Annotated in this window: 16 protein-coding genes; 10 read left to right on the forward strand and 6 right to left on the reverse strand. The window is 65.1% G+C overall.

Translation table 11 applies throughout. The features are described from left to right. Nucleotides 1–11: 11 nt before the first annotated feature. The 3 genes from ACM43_RS21870 to ACM43_RS21880 all read right to left on the reverse strand — a co-directional run bounded on the left by ACM43_RS21870 (nt 12) and on the right by ACM43_RS21880 (nt 2,452). Nucleotides 12–725 carry an ABC transporter ATP-binding protein gene (locus ACM43_RS21870; RefSeq protein ID WP_035997952.1) on the reverse strand — a complete coding sequence of 238 codons (714 nt, stop codon included), beginning with the start codon at nt 723–725 and terminating at the stop codon, nt 12–14. After that, nucleotides 722–1,519 (reverse strand): ABC transporter ATP-binding protein, encoded by a 798-nt coding sequence (locus ACM43_RS21875; protein WP_157283681.1) that lies wholly within the window; start codon nt 1,517–1,519, stop codon nt 722–724. The genes ACM43_RS21870 and ACM43_RS21875 overlap by 4 nt, the downstream gene beginning before the upstream one ends. A gap of 66 nt (nt 1,520–1,585) precedes the next feature. Further along, a complete protein-coding gene (locus ACM43_RS21880) occupies nt 1,586–2,452 on the reverse strand; it encodes an IclR family transcriptional regulator (RefSeq protein ID WP_271543085.1) in 867 nt (288 codons plus the stop codon). Nucleotides 2,453–2,583: 131 nt separating this feature from the next. On the opposite strand from ACM43_RS21880, the gene ACM43_RS21885 reads away from it, so the two are divergent. The 8 genes from ACM43_RS21885 (at nt 2,584) to ACM43_RS21920 (ending at nt 12,902) form a co-directional block, all read left to right on the forward strand. Continuing rightward, nucleotides 2,584–4,680 carry a 3-hydroxyacyl-CoA dehydrogenase NAD-binding domain-containing protein gene (locus ACM43_RS21885; protein WP_271542813.1) on the forward strand — a complete coding sequence of 699 codons (2,097 nt, stop codon included), beginning with the start codon at nt 2,584–2,586 and terminating at the stop codon, nt 4,678–4,680. 146 nt (nt 4,681–4,826) lie between these two features. Further along, complete coding sequence (gene pimA, locus ACM43_RS21890; RefSeq protein ID WP_271542814.1) at nt 4,827–6,515, forward strand: dicarboxylate--CoA ligase PimA; 1,689 nt, start codon at nt 4,827–4,829, stop codon at nt 6,513–6,515. Nucleotides 6,516–6,539: 24 nt separating this feature from the next. After that, on the forward strand, nt 6,540–7,730 hold the full coding sequence (gene pimC, locus ACM43_RS21895) for a pimeloyl-CoA dehydrogenase large subunit (protein WP_172784944.1): 1,191 nt from the start codon (nt 6,540–6,542) through the stop codon (nt 7,728–7,730). 134 nt (nt 7,731–7,864) lie between these two features. Further along, complete coding sequence (pimD, locus tag ACM43_RS21900) at nt 7,865–9,007, forward strand: pimeloyl-CoA dehydrogenase small subunit (RefSeq protein ID WP_271542815.1); 1,143 nt, start codon at nt 7,865–7,867, stop codon at nt 9,005–9,007. Nucleotides 9,008–9,172: 165 nt separating this feature from the next. Then, nucleotides 9,173–9,946 carry an SDR family NAD(P)-dependent oxidoreductase gene (locus tag ACM43_RS21905; RefSeq protein ID WP_271542816.1) on the forward strand — a complete coding sequence of 258 codons (774 nt, stop codon included), beginning with the start codon at nt 9,173–9,175 and terminating at the stop codon, nt 9,944–9,946. Nucleotides 9,947–10,049: 103 nt separating this feature from the next. Next, nucleotides 10,050–10,367: an endonuclease domain-containing protein gene (locus ACM43_RS21910; protein WP_271542817.1), complete on the forward strand. Its 318-nt coding sequence runs from the start codon at nt 10,050–10,052 to the stop codon at nt 10,365–10,367. Between the two features lie 232 nt (nt 10,368–10,599). Further along, nucleotides 10,600–12,105, forward strand: a complete 1,506-nt coding sequence (gene glpK, locus ACM43_RS21915) for a glycerol kinase GlpK (RefSeq protein ID WP_271542818.1) — start codon at nt 10,600–10,602, stop codon at nt 12,103–12,105. 203 nt (nt 12,106–12,308) lie between these two features. After that, nucleotides 12,309–12,902 (forward strand): GNAT family N-acetyltransferase, encoded by a 594-nt coding sequence (locus ACM43_RS21920; protein WP_271542819.1) that lies wholly within the window; start codon nt 12,309–12,311, stop codon nt 12,900–12,902. 189 nt (nt 12,903–13,091) lie between these two features. On the opposite strand, the gene ACM43_RS21925 is transcribed toward ACM43_RS21920, so the two are convergent. The 3 genes from ACM43_RS21925 to ACM43_RS21935 are packed head-to-tail and all read right to left on the reverse strand — an operon-like array spanning nt 13,092 to nt 15,106. Further along, nucleotides 13,092–13,688, reverse strand: coding sequence for a hypothetical protein (locus tag ACM43_RS21925; RefSeq protein ID WP_271542820.1), 597 nt, complete (start codon nt 13,686–13,688; stop codon nt 13,092–13,094). A gap of 2 nt (nt 13,689–13,690) precedes the next feature. After that, nucleotides 13,691–14,110 carry a DUF6636 domain-containing protein gene (locus ACM43_RS21930; protein ID WP_271542821.1) on the reverse strand — a complete coding sequence of 140 codons (420 nt, stop codon included), beginning with the start codon at nt 14,108–14,110 and terminating at the stop codon, nt 13,691–13,693. 12 nt (nt 14,111–14,122) lie between these two features. Then, entirely contained in the window at nt 14,123–15,106 is a 984-nt protein-coding gene (locus ACM43_RS21935; protein WP_271542822.1) for a threonine/serine dehydratase, read from the reverse strand. 27 nt (nt 15,107–15,133) lie between these two features. Between ACM43_RS21935 and ACM43_RS21940 the strand changes: the two genes are divergently transcribed. Continuing rightward, nucleotides 15,134–15,436, forward strand: coding sequence for an ArsR/SmtB family transcription factor (locus ACM43_RS21940; RefSeq protein WP_271542823.1), 303 nt, complete (start codon nt 15,134–15,136; stop codon nt 15,434–15,436). Between the two features lie 132 nt (nt 15,437–15,568). Beyond that, on the forward strand, nt 15,569–16,198 hold the full coding sequence (locus tag ACM43_RS21945; protein ID WP_271542824.1) for a glutathione S-transferase family protein: 630 nt from the start codon (nt 15,569–15,571) through the stop codon (nt 16,196–16,198). The last annotated feature ends 171 nt before the right edge of the window (nt 16,199–16,369 follow it).

Here is a 16,369-nt window from a genome sequence, read left to right on the forward strand (position 1 = left end):
TGCCGGCTCCCTCAGTAACCCAGATAGGATTTGCGGATTTCTTCGTTGTTCGCGATGTCCTTGGCCTTGCCCGACATCACGATGCGCCCGGTCTCGATCACATAGGCCTGGTCGGCGAGCTCGAGCGCGAGCTGGGCGTTCTGCTCGACCACCAGGATCGAGACCTTGTCCTCGCGGTTGATCTTGCCGAGGATGCCGAACAGGTCGCGCACCACCAGCGGCGCGAGGCCGAAGGAGGGCTCGTCGAGCAGCATCAGCCGCGGCCGCAGCATCAGCGCGCGGGCGACCGCGAGCATCTGCTGCTCGCCGCCGGAGAGCGTGCCGGCCTGCTGGGTATGGCGCTGCTTCAACACCGGGAAATGTGCGTACATGCGCTCGATGTCGGAGACGATGCCGGCGCGGTCCTTGCGGGTGATGGCCCCGAGCTGGAGGTTCTCCTCCACCGTCATGTTGGTGAAGGTGCCGCGGCCCTGCGGCACGTGGGCGATGCCGAACCGCACGATGCTCTCGGTCGAACGGTTGTTCAGCGGCTTGCCTTCGAACTCGACGCCGCCGGTGGAGCGCACCATGTTGCAGATCGCGCGCAGTGTGGTGGTCTTGCCGGCGCCGTTGGCACCCAGCAGCGTCACGAGCGAGCCCTCGTTGAGCGAGAAGGACAGGCCATGGAGCGCCTGGACCTGGCCGTAATAAGCGCGCAGGTCCTTGACGTTGAGCAGTGGCGTCATTGATCCTTGCTCCCGAGATAGGCCTTGATGACGTCCGGGTCCGCCTGCACCTGGGCGGGCGTGCCTTCCGCGAGCTTCTTGCCGAAATTCAGCGCGACGACATGGTCGGCGATCGACATCACGAGGCCCATGTGATGCTCGACCAGGAGCACGGTCATATGGCGCTCGTCGCGGATTTTGCGGATGAGGTCGCCGAGCACATGAACTTCCTCGTGGTTGAGGCCGCCGGCGGGTTCGTCGAGCAGCAGGATCTTCGGATCGGCCGCCAGCGCACGCGCCAGCTCGACCCGCTTCTGCGTACCGAACGGTAGGCCGGACACGACGGTATGGGCGACGTCCTCGAGGTCGAGGTAAGCAAGGATCTCGTGCACCTTCTTGTTGATGCTTGTCTCGCTGCGCCGGACCCAGGCAAGCTTCAGGGAGTCGCTGATAATGTCGCTCGAGGTCTTCGAATGGGCGCCGACGCGGACGTTGTCCATCACCGAAAGGTTGGGAAACAGCGCCACGTTCTGGAAGGTGCGGCCGATGCCGATCTCGGCGATCCGGTGCGGCGGCCGCGTCAGGATGCTCACGCCGTCCATCAAGATGTCGCCGGACGACGGCTGATAGAGGCGCGAGAGGCAATTGAAGAGCGTGGTCTTGCCGGCGCCGTTCGGGCCGATCAAGCCGAGGATCTGGCCCTTGTGCATGTCGAAGGACACGCCGTTGAGCGCGACGATGCCGCCGAACACGACGCTGACGTCGCGAACCGCGAGCAGGGGCGATGTACCCTGCGCGAGCTGTGCCTGCGTCATCTCGTCTCGCTCACGTCGTTCAGTGAGCGATGGGGCGATGCGAGCCGCTCCCGATGATGACAAAGGCTATCTGAATCCCTCGGCCACACGCGCAACTTTTCCTCCTGATTTCAGCTTTTTGCTGCTGTCTTTTTTTGAATGCGGCATCAGACCCCCGAGCGCCGCTTCGATGTTCCTTACCATCGCTAAGAGACGCGGTCCAATGTCGTTGATCAAACGCTCTTCCGTGAAACGGAATGCGGGCGCGCCGCAATTGAATGCGTAAGGTCCGGTTCCGTCGTTGAGCTTGAGCGCGACGCCGGCCGCGCCGATGTCGTCGTGCCAATCGCCGACCGAAATCGCAAAGCCGTATTTCGCGACCGTCTCGCCGGAACGTTCCAAGCCCTCGCGCATCTTCGGCCAACGGCTGCCGTAATGTTCGCGCAGGATGCGCGACACTTCGGCGCGACCTTCGTCATCGAGTGCCCAGAAATAGGCGCGGCCCATCGCGCTGGTTGCAATCGGCACGCGCGAGCCGACGTCAAGTTGAACGCCGACGGTCTCGCTGCCGCGGCTCTGCCCGAAATAGATCATGCTGTGGCGGTCACGGCCGCCGACGGCGACGGCGCCGCCGGTCGCGCGCATCACCTCTTCGCGGAACGGCTCGGACAAATGCCGAACGCCCAGATTGGCCAGCGCCGCGTAGCCGAGCGACATCGCTGCCGGGGCGAGCTGGTACTTCTCGAAGCGGGGAACCGGCGTGAGATAACCGAGCTTGGTCAGCGTGTAGGTCAGCCGCGACACGGTGGGCTTGGGCAGATTGGTACGGGACGCAATCTCCTGATTGCCGAGCAGGCCGTCATTGGGGTGGAACGCGCGCAATACTTCCAGTCCGCGGGAAAGCGCGACGACGAAATTCCGATCGGTCGCGGTCTTCTTTCCTGTACGCTTCATCCCTGATCTGCTTCTTGCGCGGAGTCGTTGACAACGTCCGTGCTTCAAAATAACCCTGCCGTCAAGATGCGGAATTAAATTCCGCAATGCGAAATCGAAACAAAAGTAAATCCCCATCAAGGAGGGACACCGTGAGCGAAGTGGTCAAGCTTGAGCGTCATGACGAAGTCGGGATCGTCACGGTCAACAGCCCGCCGGTCAATGCGCTGAGTGCCGCAGTCCGAGGTGGGATCCTCGAGTGCATCAAGGCCGCGATCGCCGATCCCGCCATCAAGGGCATCGTGCTGACCTGCGCCGGTCGCACCTTCATTGCCGGTGCCGACATCACCGAGTTCGGCAAGCCGCCGAAGCCGCCCGCGCTCAACGACGTGCTGTCCGAGATCGAAAACTCGCCCAAGCCGGTCGTTGCCGCGATCCACGGCACCGCGCTCGGCGGCGGCCTCGAGGTCGCGCTGGCCTGCCATTTCCGCGTCGCGGTGAAAGAGGCCAAGCTCGGCCTGCCCGAGGTGAAGCTCGGACTTCTGCCCGGTGCCGGCGGCACCCAGCGCCTGCCCCGTGCGGTGGGCCCGGAGCTCGCCGTCAAGATGATCGTCGGCGGCGACCCGATCGGGGCTGCGGAAGCGCTGAGGAACGGCCTGATCGAGGAGATCGTCGAGGGCCCGGCCTCCGGTGGCGAAGCCTTCGTGCGCAAGCTGCTCGCGGAGAAGCGCCCGCTGCGTCGCCTGCGCGACGACGATTCCAAGCTCGCCGCCGCCAAGGCCGACCGCTCCATCTTCACCAATGCGGTCGCGGCCATGACCAAGAAGTCGCGCGGCCTCGAGGCGCCCTTCGCCGCCGCCGATGCCGTCGGCTACGCCATCGACCTGCCGTTCGACGAAGGCCTGAAGAAGGAGCGCGAGGGCTTCCTCAAGCTCGTCGCCAGCGACCAGTCCAAGGCGCAGCGCTACGCCTTCTTCGCCGAGCGCGAGGCCAACAAGATCGCCGGCGTGCCTGAAGGCACCAAGCCGCGGCCCGTGAACCGCGTCGCCATTCTCGGCGCCGGCACCATGGGCGGCGGCATCGCCATGTCCTTTGCCAATGCCGGCATTCCCGTCACCCTGATCGAGACTGGCGATGAGCAGCTCAAGCGCGGCATGGGCGTGATGCAGAAGAACTGGGAGGCGACCGCCGCGCGCGGCGGCATCCCGGCCGATGCGCCCGCCAAGCGCATGGCGCTGATCGACGGCAAGGTCGGCATCGAGAATGTTGGCGATGCCGACCTCGTCATCGAGGCCGTGTTCGAGACCATGGCGGTCAAGAAGGAGGTGTTCGGCAAGCTCGACCAGTACGCCAAGCCGGGCGCCGTGCTCGCCTCCAACACCTCCTATCTCAACATCGACGAGATCGCGAAGTCGACCAAGCGTCCGCAGGACGTGCTCGGCATGCACTTCTTCTCGCCGGCCAACGTCATGAAGCTGTGCGAGATCGTGCGTGCCGACAAGACCGCGCCGGATGCGCTGGTGACTGCGGTGACCATCGCGCGAAAAATCGCGAAGGTGCCGGCCGTGGTCGGCGTCTGCGACGGCTTCGTCGGCAACCGCATGTTGGCCCAGCGCGGCAAGCAGTCCGAGAAGCTGCTGTTCGAGGGCGCGCTGCCGCAGCAGGTCGATGCCGTCGTCACCAAGTTCGGCATGCCGATGGGCCCGTTCGCGATGAGCGATCTCGCCGGCCTCGACATCGGCTGGCGCTCGCGGAAAGATCGCGGCATCAAGTCGGAGATCGCGGACGCGCTGTGTGAGGCCGGCCGCTTCGGCCAGAAGACCGGCAAGGGCTATTACAAGTACGAGCAGGGTTCTCGTGCGCCGCTGCCCGACCCCGACGTCGAGAAGCTGATCGACGAGACCTTGCTGCGTCTCGGCCGCAAGAAGCGCGTCGTCAGCGACGAGGAGATCCTCGAGCGCATGATGTATCCGATGATCAACGAGGGCGCGAAGATCCTGGAAGAGGGTATCGCCGCGCGTCCCAGCGACATCGACGTGGTCTGGCTCTACGGCTATGGCTGGCCGATCTACCGTGGCGGCCCGATGTTCTGGGCCGACAGCGTCGGCCTCAAGCACATCGCCGATCGCCTGGCCTTCTACGCCAAGGAGACCAATGACCCCAGCCTCGAGCCCGCCCCGCTGCTGAAGAAGCTCGCCGCGGAGGGCAAGACGTTTGCGTCGCTGGCTGCGGAGTCGAAAGCAGCGTGATGGGAGCTTGCACTCTCGGTGTCATTCCGGGATGGCCCGCAGGGCCAGGCCCGGAATCCATCTCGCCTCTGAGTGCGCTGCCCGATGGATTCCGGGTTCGCCCTTCGGGCGCCCCGGAATGACGGTTTGTGCGGTTTAAGGATTCCATGACCCATCCCGGCGAACAGTTTTACCCCGAGGGCGTGCGGTGGGACGACACCATCGTCCAGGGCACGCTGCCGGACCTCCTCTCTAAGGCTGCCGCCGATTTCGGCACGCGCATCGCGCTGGAATTCCGCGACCGACCGATCAGCTACACCGAGCTCGCAAGCTTGGCCGATCGCGCAGCGGCGGCGTTCCTGCGCGCTGGCTGCGGTAAGGGCGCCTCGGTCGCGCTGTTCCTCGGCAACACGCCCGATCACCCCGTCAATTTCTTCGGCGCGCTGAAGACCGGCAGCCGCGTCGCGCATCTGTCGCCGCTCGACGGCGAGATTGCGCTGACGCACAAGATCACCGATTCCGGCTCGCGCCTGCTCGTCACCTCCAACCTCCGGGCCCTGCTGCCGACCGCCCTGAAATTCCTGGAGAAGGGACTGATCGACAAGCTCGTCGTCTGCGAGGACGATCATTGGGGCAAGGTCGGCACACCGCAGGCGGCGATCCCCGACGATCCCCGCATCGTCACCTTCAAGGCGTTCGTCGAGGGCGCCACAGCGCCCGCGCAATGGCCTGTCGTCGCGGCCGACGACGTCGCGCTGCTGCAATATACCGGCGGCACCACCGGCCTGCCCAAGGGCGCGATGCTCACCCACGGCAATCTCACCTCGGCGGTGTCGATCTACGACGTCTGGGGCAGGCCGGCCCGCGCCGCCCGGGGCGAGGCAATCGAGCGCGTGATCTGCGTGCTGCCGCTGTTCCACATCTACGCGCTCACCGTGGTGCTGCTGTCCTCGCTCCGCCGCGGCAATCTGATCTCGCTGCATCAGCGCTTCGACGTCGAAGCCGTGATGCGCGACATCGAGGTCAAGCGTGCGACGTATTTCCCCGGCGTGCCGACGATGTGGATCGCGATCGCCGCGTTGCCCGATCTCGACAAGCGCGACTTCTCCTCGCTCAATGCCATCGGCTCCGGCGGCGCGCCGCTGCCGGTGGAGATCGCGAGCTTCTTCGAGCGCAAGGTCGGCAAGAAGCTGAAGAGCGGCTGGGGCATGACCGAGACCTGCTCGCCCGGCACCGGCCATCCGCCCACGGGCCCGGAGAAGCCCGGCTCGATCGGCCTGATGCTGCCCGGCATCGAGCTCGACGTCGTCGCGCTGGACGATCCCAGGCGCGTGCTGCCGCCGGGCGAAATCGGCGAGATCCGCATCAAGGGCCCGAACGTCACCAAGGGCTACTGGAACAAGCCGGCGGGATCGACCGAGGCCTTCGTCGACGGCCGCTTCCTCACCGGCGACATCGGCTATGTCGATGCCGACGGCTATTTCTTCCTGGTCGACCGCAAGAAGGACATGATCATCTCCGGCGGCTTCAACGTCTATCCGCAGATGATCGAGCAGGCGATCTACACCATCCCGGGCGTGCACGAGGTGATCGTGCTCGGCATTCCCGACCCCTATCGCGGCGAGGCCGCAAAGGCCTTCATCAAGCTGAGGCCCGAGGCAAAGCCGTTCACGCTCGACGAGCTGCGCGCGCAGCTTGCCGGCAAGCTCGGCAAGCATGAGCTGCCGGCGGCTGTCGAGTTCGTCGATGACCTGCCGCGCACGCCGGTCGGGAAATTGTCGCGCCACGAACTGCGCCAGCAGCAGAAATCGTCTTCCGGGATTCGCGCTGCTGACGCCGCCGTAATGACGAAATGAAGTAACGTTTCACAGGAGGATCCAATGGATCTCGCATTCACGAAAGAAGAGCAGGCGTTTCGCGACGAAGTGCGGCAGTTCTTCCGCGACAACGTGCCGCCGGATACGCGGCGCAAGCTGGTCGAGGGCCGTCACCTCTCCAAGGACGAGATGGTGACGTGGTGGCGCATCCTCAACAAGAAGGGCTGGGGTGTCAGCCATTGGCCGAAGGAATATGGCGGCACCGGCTGGACCAGCGTGCAGCACTACATCTTCAACGAGGAGCTGCAGTCCTATCCGGCGCCGCAGCCGCTCGCCTTCGGCGTCAGCATGGTCGGCCCCGTCATCTACACCTTCGGCAACGAGGAGCAGAAGAAGAAGTACCTGCCGCGCATCGCCAATGTCGACGATTGGTGGTGCCAGGGCTTCTCCGAGCCCGGCTCCGGCTCCGACCTCGCCTCGCTCAAGACCAAGGCCGAGCGCCGTGGCGACAAATGGATCATCAACGGCCAGAAGACCTGGACCACGCTCGCCCAGCACGCCGACATGATCTTCTGCCTCTGCCGCACCGACAACAACGCCAAGAAGCAGATGGGCATCTCCTTCATCGTGTTCTCGATGAAGTCGAAGGGCGTCACCGTGCGCCCGATCCAGACCATCGATGGCGGCCGTGAGGTCAACGAGGTCTTCTTCGACGACGTCGAGGTTCCCTACGAGAACCTGATCGGCGAGGAGAACAAGGGTTGGGATTACGCCAAGTTCCTGCTCGGCAATGAGCGCACCGGCATCGCCCGCGTCGGCGTCTCCAAGGAGCGCATCCGCCGCATCAAGGATCTGGCGTCCAAGGTCGAATCCGCCGGCAAGCCGATCATCCAGGATCCCGCCTTCCGAGAGAAGCTGGCGGCCTGCGAGATCGAGCTGAAGGCGCTCGAGCTCACCCAGCTCCGCGTCGTCGCCGACGAAGGCAAGCACGGCAAGGGCAAGCCCAATCCGGCCTCGTCGGTGCTGAAGATCAAGGGCTCGGAGATCCAGCAGACCACCACCGAGCTTCTGATGGAAGTGATCGGCCCGTTCGCCGCGCCCTATGACGTGCATGGCGACGACGGCTCGAACGAAGCCATGGACTGGACCGCCCAGATCGCGCCGAGCTACTTCAACAACCGCAAGGTCTCGATCTACGGCGGCTCCAACGAGATCCAGCGCAACATCATCGCCAAGGCGGTGCTGGGGCTGTGACCATAGCCAGTCACCACACACTCGGCGTCATGGCCGGGCTTGACCCGGCCATCCACGCCTCGCGGCACGAAGAGCGTGGATGCCCGGCAAAAGGCCGGGCATGACGACATCAGATACCGGGAGAGTAGAGAAACATGGATTTTGATCTGAACGAGGAGCAGCGGCTTCTCAAGGAAAGCATCGACGGCCTCTTGACCGATTCCTACGATTTCGAGCAGCGCAAGAAGTACATGGCGGAGAAGGGCGGCTGGAGCAAAACGGTCTGGCTCAAGCTCGCCGAGCAGGGCCTGCTCGGTCTGCCCTTCAGCGAGGCCGATGGCGGCTTCGGCGGCGGCGGCGTCGAGACCATGATCGTGATGGAGGCGCTCGGCAAGGCGCTGGTGCTGGAGCCGTATCTCGCCACCGTCGTGATCGGCGGCGGCTTCCTGCGTCATGCCGGCACCGATGCGCAGAAGGCCGCGCACGTGCCCGGCATCATCGACGGCAGCAAGACGCTGGCCTTCGCCCAGCTCGAGAAGAACTCGCGCTACGATCTGTTCGACGTCACCACGACCGCGAAGAAGAAGGGTGATTCTTACGTGATCGACGGCGAAAAATTCGTCGTGCTCAACGGCGAGAACGCCGACACCCTGATCGTCACCGCGCGGACCAAGGGCGACCGCCGCGACAAGTCAGGCATCGGTGTGTTCCTGGTCCCGGCCAATGCCAAGGGCGTCGCCAAGAAGTCCTATCCGACCCAGGACGGCCTGCACGCCGCCGACATCACCTTCACCGGTGTCGAGGTCGGTCCCGACGCCGTGCTCGGCAATCCCGAGGATTCGCTCGCGCTGATCGAGCGCGTGGTGGACGAAGCCCGCGTCGCGCTCTGCGCCGAGGCGGTCGGCCTGATGGACGAATCGCTCAAGACCACGGTCGAGTACATCAAGACGCGCAAGCAGTTCGGCGTCGCGATCGGCTCGTTCCAGTCGCTGCAGCACCGCGCCTCCGACATGTTCGTCGCCACCGAGCAGGCGCGCTCGATGTCGATGTTCGCGACCATGGCGAACGACTTCGAGGACGCCAAGGAGCGCAGCAACGCGATCGCCGCGGCCAAGGTGCAGATCGGCAAGTCGCTGAAGTTCGTCGGCCAGCAGTCGATCCAGCTCCACGGCGGCATCGGCATGACCATGGAGGCCAAGATCGGCCACTACTTCAAGCGCCTCACCATGATCGAGAACACCTTTGGCGACACCGACTACCACCAGCGCCGCGTCGCGGACGCGGGCGGGTTGATCTGATCTGTCATCCCGGGGCGCGCGAAGCGCGAGCCCGGGATCTCTCTCCACATCGTCATTGCGAGCGAAGCGAAGCAATCCAGAATCTTTCCGTTGAGGCAGTCTGGATTGCTTCGTCGCTTCGCTCCTCGCAATGACGTAGGCCGTTGAATCAGCGGAGCAACACCCATGCAAAACACCCCGTTCGATCTCACTGGCAAAGTCGCCGTCGTCACCGGCTCCAGCCGCGGCATCGGCCGCTCCTCGGCCGAACTCCTGGCGAAACTCGGCGCCAAGGTCGTGGTCTCCTCCCGCAAGGCCGACGCGTGCAAGGAAGTCGCTGACGGAATCATTGCGGCCGGCGGTGACGCCACCGTCATCCCCTGCAACATCGCGCGCAAGAACGAGGTCGAGGCGCTGATCGCGGGCGCGACCAAGCATTACGGCAAGATCGACATCCTCGTCTGCAACGCCGCGGTGAACCCCTATTACGGCCCGCTGCTCGACATATCAGACGAAGCCTTCGACAAGATCATGGGCTCGAACGTCAAGAGCAACATCTGGCTCTCCGCGCTCGCGATCCCTCAGATGGCCGAGCGCGGCAAGGGCTCGGTGATCATCATCTCCTCGATCGGGGGCCTGCGCGGCTCCACCGTGATCGGCGCCTACGGCATCTCCAAGGCCGCCGATTTCGCGCTGTGCCGCTCGCTCGCCGGCGAATGGGGCCCGAAAGGCGTCCGCGTCAACTGCATCGCGCCCGGCCTCGTCAAGACCGACTTCGCCCGCGCCCTCTGGGAAGACGAAGCCAACCTGAAGCGCCGCACCGCCACCACGCCGCTCCGCCGCATCGGCGAACCCGACGAAATCGCCGGCGCCGTCGCCTACCTCGCCTCCGATGCCTCGAGCTTCATGACCGGCCAGACCATCGTCATCGACGGCGGCGTGACCACCGCGGCGGTGTAGCGTCACACCGCTTGCAATTGTAACGCGTGCACGCTTCACTTCACCCCTGGAGGGGGAGGGTCGATCGCGCGAAGCGCGAGCGGGGTGGGGTGAAGCCGCAACAATGGTCTCAACATCAATCCGACGCGCCGCCGCGAAGAGGCTGCGAGCCAACACCACGCCGCACGAGCGGGCTTTGTGGCGTGCTCTCAAAGACCTTCCGATGGACGGCTCGCACTTCCGCCGCCAAGCACCGATCGGCCCCTACGTGGTCGATTTCTTCCTGCCAGCCAAGCGCCTCATCATCGAGCTCGACGGCGGCCATCACAACGAAGACGGTGTGGCCAAACGAGATATCGAACGCCAACGCTGGCTCGAGAACGAAGGCTACCGCGTCATCCGGTTCTGGATTCGGCGCTCTCAAACGATCTGGCCGCGGTGATGGAGCGGATCTATGTTGAGCTCTATGGCTCGCGCGAGGCGGAAACCACGCACCTCGCTCACCGGCGCAAGCGAAAAACGCCAACGTAATCGAGAAGCGCCCTTTCTTACCCTCCCCTCCAGGGGAGGGTAAGAAGGCGCCGGCCGCGCACGCCTTGACCTCTGGCCGGCAATCCCGTCTTCTCTGCCTCAATCAACGTGCCCCCCGGGGAACAACGCCAAGGTAAGCCGCCATGTCTTTTGTCCTCGCCATCGACCAGGGCACCACCTCTTCGCGCGCGATCGTGTTTCGCGGCGATATTTCCATTGCGGCGAAGGCGCAGGCCGAATTTCCGCAGCATTTTCCGGCCTCCGGCTGGGTCGAGCACGAACCGGAGGACATCTGGACCTCGACCGTGATGGTCTGCCGCGAGGCGATCGAGCACGCCGGCATCAGCGCAAAGGATATCGCCGCGATCGGCATCACCAACCAGCGCGAGACCACGGTGGTGTGGGACCGTGCCACCGGCCAGGCCGTGCATCGCGCCATTGTCTGGCAGGACCGCCGCACCGCCGACATCTGCGCAAAATTGAAAGCAGACGGCCGCGAGCCGGTGATCTCGCAAAAGACCGGCCTGATCATCGATCCCTATTTTTCCGGAACCAAAGTCGCCTGGATCCTCGACCACGTTCCCGGCGCCCGGGCCCGCGCCGCGCGCGGCGAATTGATGTTCGGCACCATCGACTGCTATCTGCTGTGGCGCCTCACCGGCGGCAAGGTGCACGCCACCGACGCCACCAATGCCTCGCGCACGCTGCTGTTCAACATCCACACCGGCGATTGGGACAACGAGCTCCTGGAGATCATCGGCGTGCCGCGCTCGATGCTGCCCGAGGTGAAGGATTCCTCCGCCCGCTTCGGCGAGAGCACGCCCGATTTGTTCGGCGGCCCGATCGTCATTGCCGGCATCGCCGGCGACCAGCAGGCCGCTACCATCGGCCAGGCCTGCTTCCGCCCGGGCATGATGAAGTCGACCTACGGCACCGGTTGCTTCGCGCTGCTCAACACCGGCATGACGCCGGTCGTCTCCAAGAACAAGCTGCTAACCACCGTCGCCTATCAGCTCGAGGGCAAGCGCACCTACGCGCTGGAAGGCTCGATCTTCGTCGCCGGCTCCGCCGTGCAATGGCTGCGCGATGGCCTCGGCATCATCAAGCACGCCGCCGAGACCGGACCGCTTGCCGATCAATCGGACTCCATGCAGAGCGTCTATCTGGTCCCCGCCTTCGTCGGCATGGGCGCGCCTTACTGGAATCCGCGTGTCCGCGGCGCGCTGTTCGGCCTCACCCGCAACACCGGCCCCGCCGAGCTTGCCCATGCCGCGCTGGAAAGCGTCTGTTACCAGACCTTCGACCTCTGGGCCGCGATGCGCGCGGACTGGCCGAGCTCGGAAACCGCCAGCGTCGTGCTCCGAGTCGACGGCGGCATGACGGCGTCGGACTGGACCATGCAGCGCCTCGCCGATCTCCTGGACGCGCCGGTCGATCGCCCGGTGATCCAGGAGACCACGGCCCTCGGCGCCGCCTATCTCGCCGGCCTCCAGGCGGGCGTCTATCCCGAGCCGACCAAATTCGCCGACAATTGGCGCCTCGAGCATCGCTTCAAGCCCAGCATGAGCCAGGCCACGCGCCAGCGGAAACTCGCGGGCTGGGCGCGCGCGGTGAAGGGCGTGCTGGCGAGCGACGAGGGGGAGGGGTAGCACGGACTCCTAGCTCCAACCTCGCGAGGCGCATTCCACTGTCTCGACCGTCATTGCGAGGAGCTCTTGCGACGAAGCAATCCAGACTGCCTCTGCGGAAAGACTCTGGATTGCTTCGCTGCGCTCGCAATGACGGAGTGTGGCGCTGCCGTGGTGCCTCAAACGGCGCCGCCCGCTAGCCCACAACAAAAGAAGCAAGAAACATGATCGTCCCCGACGGCTATTCCGACGTCCCGAACGGCAAGATCGCCGCAATCGTCACCCATCTGGAGATGACCACTCGCCCCGCGCGCCGCGATGATCCGCCCGGCGCCTGGACCTTGCGCAAGGTCGATGCGCCCGCGCTTCCCTGGTACCGCGACCTCTTCCGCCGCGTCGGCGAAGACTGGCTGTGGTTCTCCCGCGCCCGCATGCGCGACGCCGAACTCGCCGCAATCATCCACGCGCCCGGCATCGAAGTCTACGCCCTCGCCCTCGACGGCCGCGACGAAGGCCTGCTCGAGCTCGACTTCCGCGAGGCCGGCCAGTGCGAGCTGACCTATTTCGGCGTCACCGCCGGCCTCATCGGCACCGGCGCCGCCCGTTTCCTGATGAACCGTGCTCTGGAGCGCGCTTGGTCACACGACGTCCGCCGTGTCCGGGTCCACACTTGCACCCTCGACCACCCCTCGGCCGTCGCCTTCTACCAGCGCTCCGGCTTCCGCCCCTTCCGCCGCCAGATCGAAGTGGCGGATGATCCGCGCCTTGACGGCACGGCACCGCGCGATGCGGCGAGACATGTGCCGATCATTGAATAACGCGCGGCCGCTCCCTCACCGTCATTGCGAGGAGCCCTTGCGACGAAGCAATCCAGAATGTCTGTATGGAGAGATTCTGGATTGCTTCGCTTCCCTCGCAAGGAAGGAGTGCTGCGCTGCTGTCAATCTTCCAATTAGCGGCCGTGGATGGGGTAACGGGCTGACCCATTCGGATTGGTGCGCTCCGGACTACTGGAATGCACGAACACTCGGCTCCGGAAGCTCATAAGGAGCGAGACGCCATAATCGCTCGGGGAGCGGCTGCACGGGAGGAGCCTGAAGCTCTCCGTAGCTGGAAAGCAGTGGGAGGCTAGGCATCCACCGATGGATGACGAACACCACGCGATATTGCTTGGCCGCAGGCAGCCTTTGCCTGTAGTCGGTCCTGATCTCCGTCTCGCCGTCTGCCGTCAGGAACATCTCGTTCCACGTCATCTCCGAGTGGTCCTTGGGGTTGGCCGGGTCAATCTGAGCGAAGTCATGGGGATTAAATCGTGGGTCCGGATTCTTCACCAGCACCTCGAGAACCGCGGCGTCGTCCATATAGAAGCGCAGCTCGCTTTCCAGATCCTGTCGCTCCTCAGGAGTCAACGGCACCATCTCGTCACCCCTGCCGCCGAGACGGAGGATATCCTTAACTTCTTCGCTGAAATTAGGCGGATCGTGCGAATCGATCAGCTCCCGGATGAAGCGGGCATAGGTGGCCTTGTCGGCGCTGAACGAGTAGACGCCCAAGATACTGAGCGATGGATTCTCGTCGGCATTCTTGTTGTTCTGGTCGAGCATGCTCAAAACACATCCTGCTTCCCTCGCGCCAGCGAAAACCCCCGCTGCATGGCGTTGAAGCACGTCAGCCCGGTCTGCTCCGACCGGCACGTAAGTCCCCCGCGCTGCCACACTTCGCCATAGGCCAGCACCGGCAGCGAGGGGTCCATCACGGTGTCGCCGGCGCAGATGCGGCCGGCAGCGCCCTTCGCGCTCATCTCGAAGGCGTGGCCCCAGTCGAGCTCGCAATCGGCCGGCCGGCGCGGGCGCGCGTCCATGTTCATGATGTCGCAGCGGAGCACGCCCTGACCGTTGTCGGTGAAGAACTGGCAGGCGATGTTCTTCGACGGCGTCAGAAAGCCGATCGGACGGTCCTGCGCGTGACCAGCGCCGATCATCGGCAGCAGGATGGAGAGCAGGATCAGCCCGCGCGGTCCCGTCATGTCATTTCCCGCTCAGCTGTCGAGATTCACCGCCGTCGTATTCGCCCCGCAGACAAGAATCGCGACGCGTTCGCCGGCCGAGGGACGATAGCGGCCGGAGAGCACCGCGGCAAAGGCAGCGGCGCCGCCGGGCTCAGCGACGAGGCGCAAGTGCGACCACAGCGCGGCCTGCGCCTGGCGGATCGCATCGTCGCTGACCAGGACGACACGCTCCACATGGGCCCGCGCGAGCGGAAACATCAGCTCGCCGACCCGGCGCGGCGCCAGGCTGTCGGCGGCGAGACCGCCGGCCGGCGCATCGACCGGCGCGCCCGCCTCGAACGCGGCGTGCAGCGTTGGCGATTGCTCCGGCTCGACCGCGACGATGCGCGTCCTGCCGGCGTACCACGCCGCAATGCCGCCGATCAGCCCGCCGCCGCCGACGGCCACCAGCAGCGTGTCGATGCCGGGAGCATCCTGCTCCAATTCCAATCCGACGCTGCCCTGGCCGAGCAGGGTTTCGGCCTGATCGAAGGCATGGACGGCCAGCGCGCCGGTCTGCGCGACATGCGCCTCGCTCGCGGCGAGCGCATCGGCGTAGCGGCTGCCTGCGATCACGAGCTTTGCGCCATAGTTCCTGATCCGCTCGGCCTTGGCCGGCGAGGTGATGTCGGGCACGAAGATCGTGGCGGGAACGCCGAGTCGCTGCGCCGCATAGGCGACCGCCGCGCCGTGATTGCCGCCGGATGCGGCGACGACACCTGACTGCGGCACCTGCCGCAGCAACAGATTGGCGAAGGCGCCGCGCGCCTTGAACGATCCGGAATGCTGCAGCATCTCGAGCTTGAACGTGACCGGCGCGGCCGGCAGGCCGAAATCGGCGAGGTCGGCCTGAAGCAGCGGCGTGCGCCTGATATGCGGACGGATGACCGGCTCGGTCGCCGCGATCCGCTCCCGTGTGATGGCCATTGTCGCTGTCATGATGCCGTCCAGGATAGCCCAAGTGAGAGTTGACATCAATTAGGTAATTAGCAAAATGGCTAAATGAAGTTTGCCCTCGCATTGCGCGCGCTCGCCAACGAACGCCGCCTGCAGATCCTGGAATGGCTGCGGGATCCGCGGCGGCATTTTCGCGAGCAGGAAGACGGCGATCTGGTCGAGGACGGCGTCTGCGGATTGCTGATCGCCGAGAAGCTCGGGGTCAGCGCGCCGACATTGAGCGAGCACATGCGGGTGCTGACAGCGGCCAAGCTGGTGCGTGCCAAGCGCATCAAGCAATGGACGATGTACAAGCGCAACGAGACCGCCATCGCCGCGATCAAGCGCTCGATCCAGGACGGCCTTTGAGCGCAATGCCATCGCGGGCGTCGTTGCGGCAGGCGCAATGCTCCCTTTCCGAGATTTTTGTTGCGCCGCGCCGGGCTGGTCGTGGAGACTGATCGGCCCTGCGGTGTTCAATGATCGAGAAGAGCGAGAACCATGTTCCTGATCGGCCAATATGATTCCCCCTTCGTCCGCCGCGTCGCGATTGCGCTCCGGCTTTACGGGCTGGCCTTCGAGCACAGGCCATGGTCGACCTTCGGCGATGCCGACAAGATTGCGCCGTACAATCCGCTCCGCCGCGTGCCGACCCTGGTGCTCGACGACGGCGAGGCGCTGATCGAGAGCATGATCATCCTCGATTATCTCGACGACCTCGTCGGGCCTGAGAAGGCCATGCTGCCACGCGGCGGCACCGACCGGCGCAGGCATTTGCGCATCTGCGCGCTCGCTTCCGGCCTCGGCGACAAGGCGGTGAGCCTGCTCTACGAACGCGTGCTGCGGAAGGAGCAGCTCGCGCTCTGGGTCGAGCGTTGCCAGGCGCAGATCGCGGACGTGCTGAACGTGCTCGAAGCCGAGCGCGCCAAGGTGGCGACACCATACTGGCTGGGCGACCGCATCGGCCACGCAGACGTTGCCGTCGCCTGCGTCGTCCGCTTCACCCGCGAAGCGCATCCGCAGCTGTTCGACGCCGCGCGCTATCCGGCGCTCGCGGCCCATAGCGAGCGTTGCGAGGCACTGGCCCCGTTCAAGGAGATCGCGCAGCCGCTATCCCCGCCGAAGGGATGAGCCCCTCCGTCATTCCGGGGCGCGCCTCTTGGCGCGAGCCCGGAATCCATCGTGCAGCGGATAACGTGGAGAAATGGATTCCGGGCTCGCGCTACGCGCGCCCCGGAATGACGGCGCTGGACTTGGCGAGCTTTGTCAGTCCGCCACAACAGTCCGATGTTGCAATACTAC

It is taken from the genome of Bradyrhizobium sp. CCBAU 45321 (assembly GCF_028128975.1).
In the GTDB taxonomy this organism is placed as follows: Bacteria; Pseudomonadota; Alphaproteobacteria; order Rhizobiales; family Xanthobacteraceae; genus Bradyrhizobium; species Bradyrhizobium yuanmingense.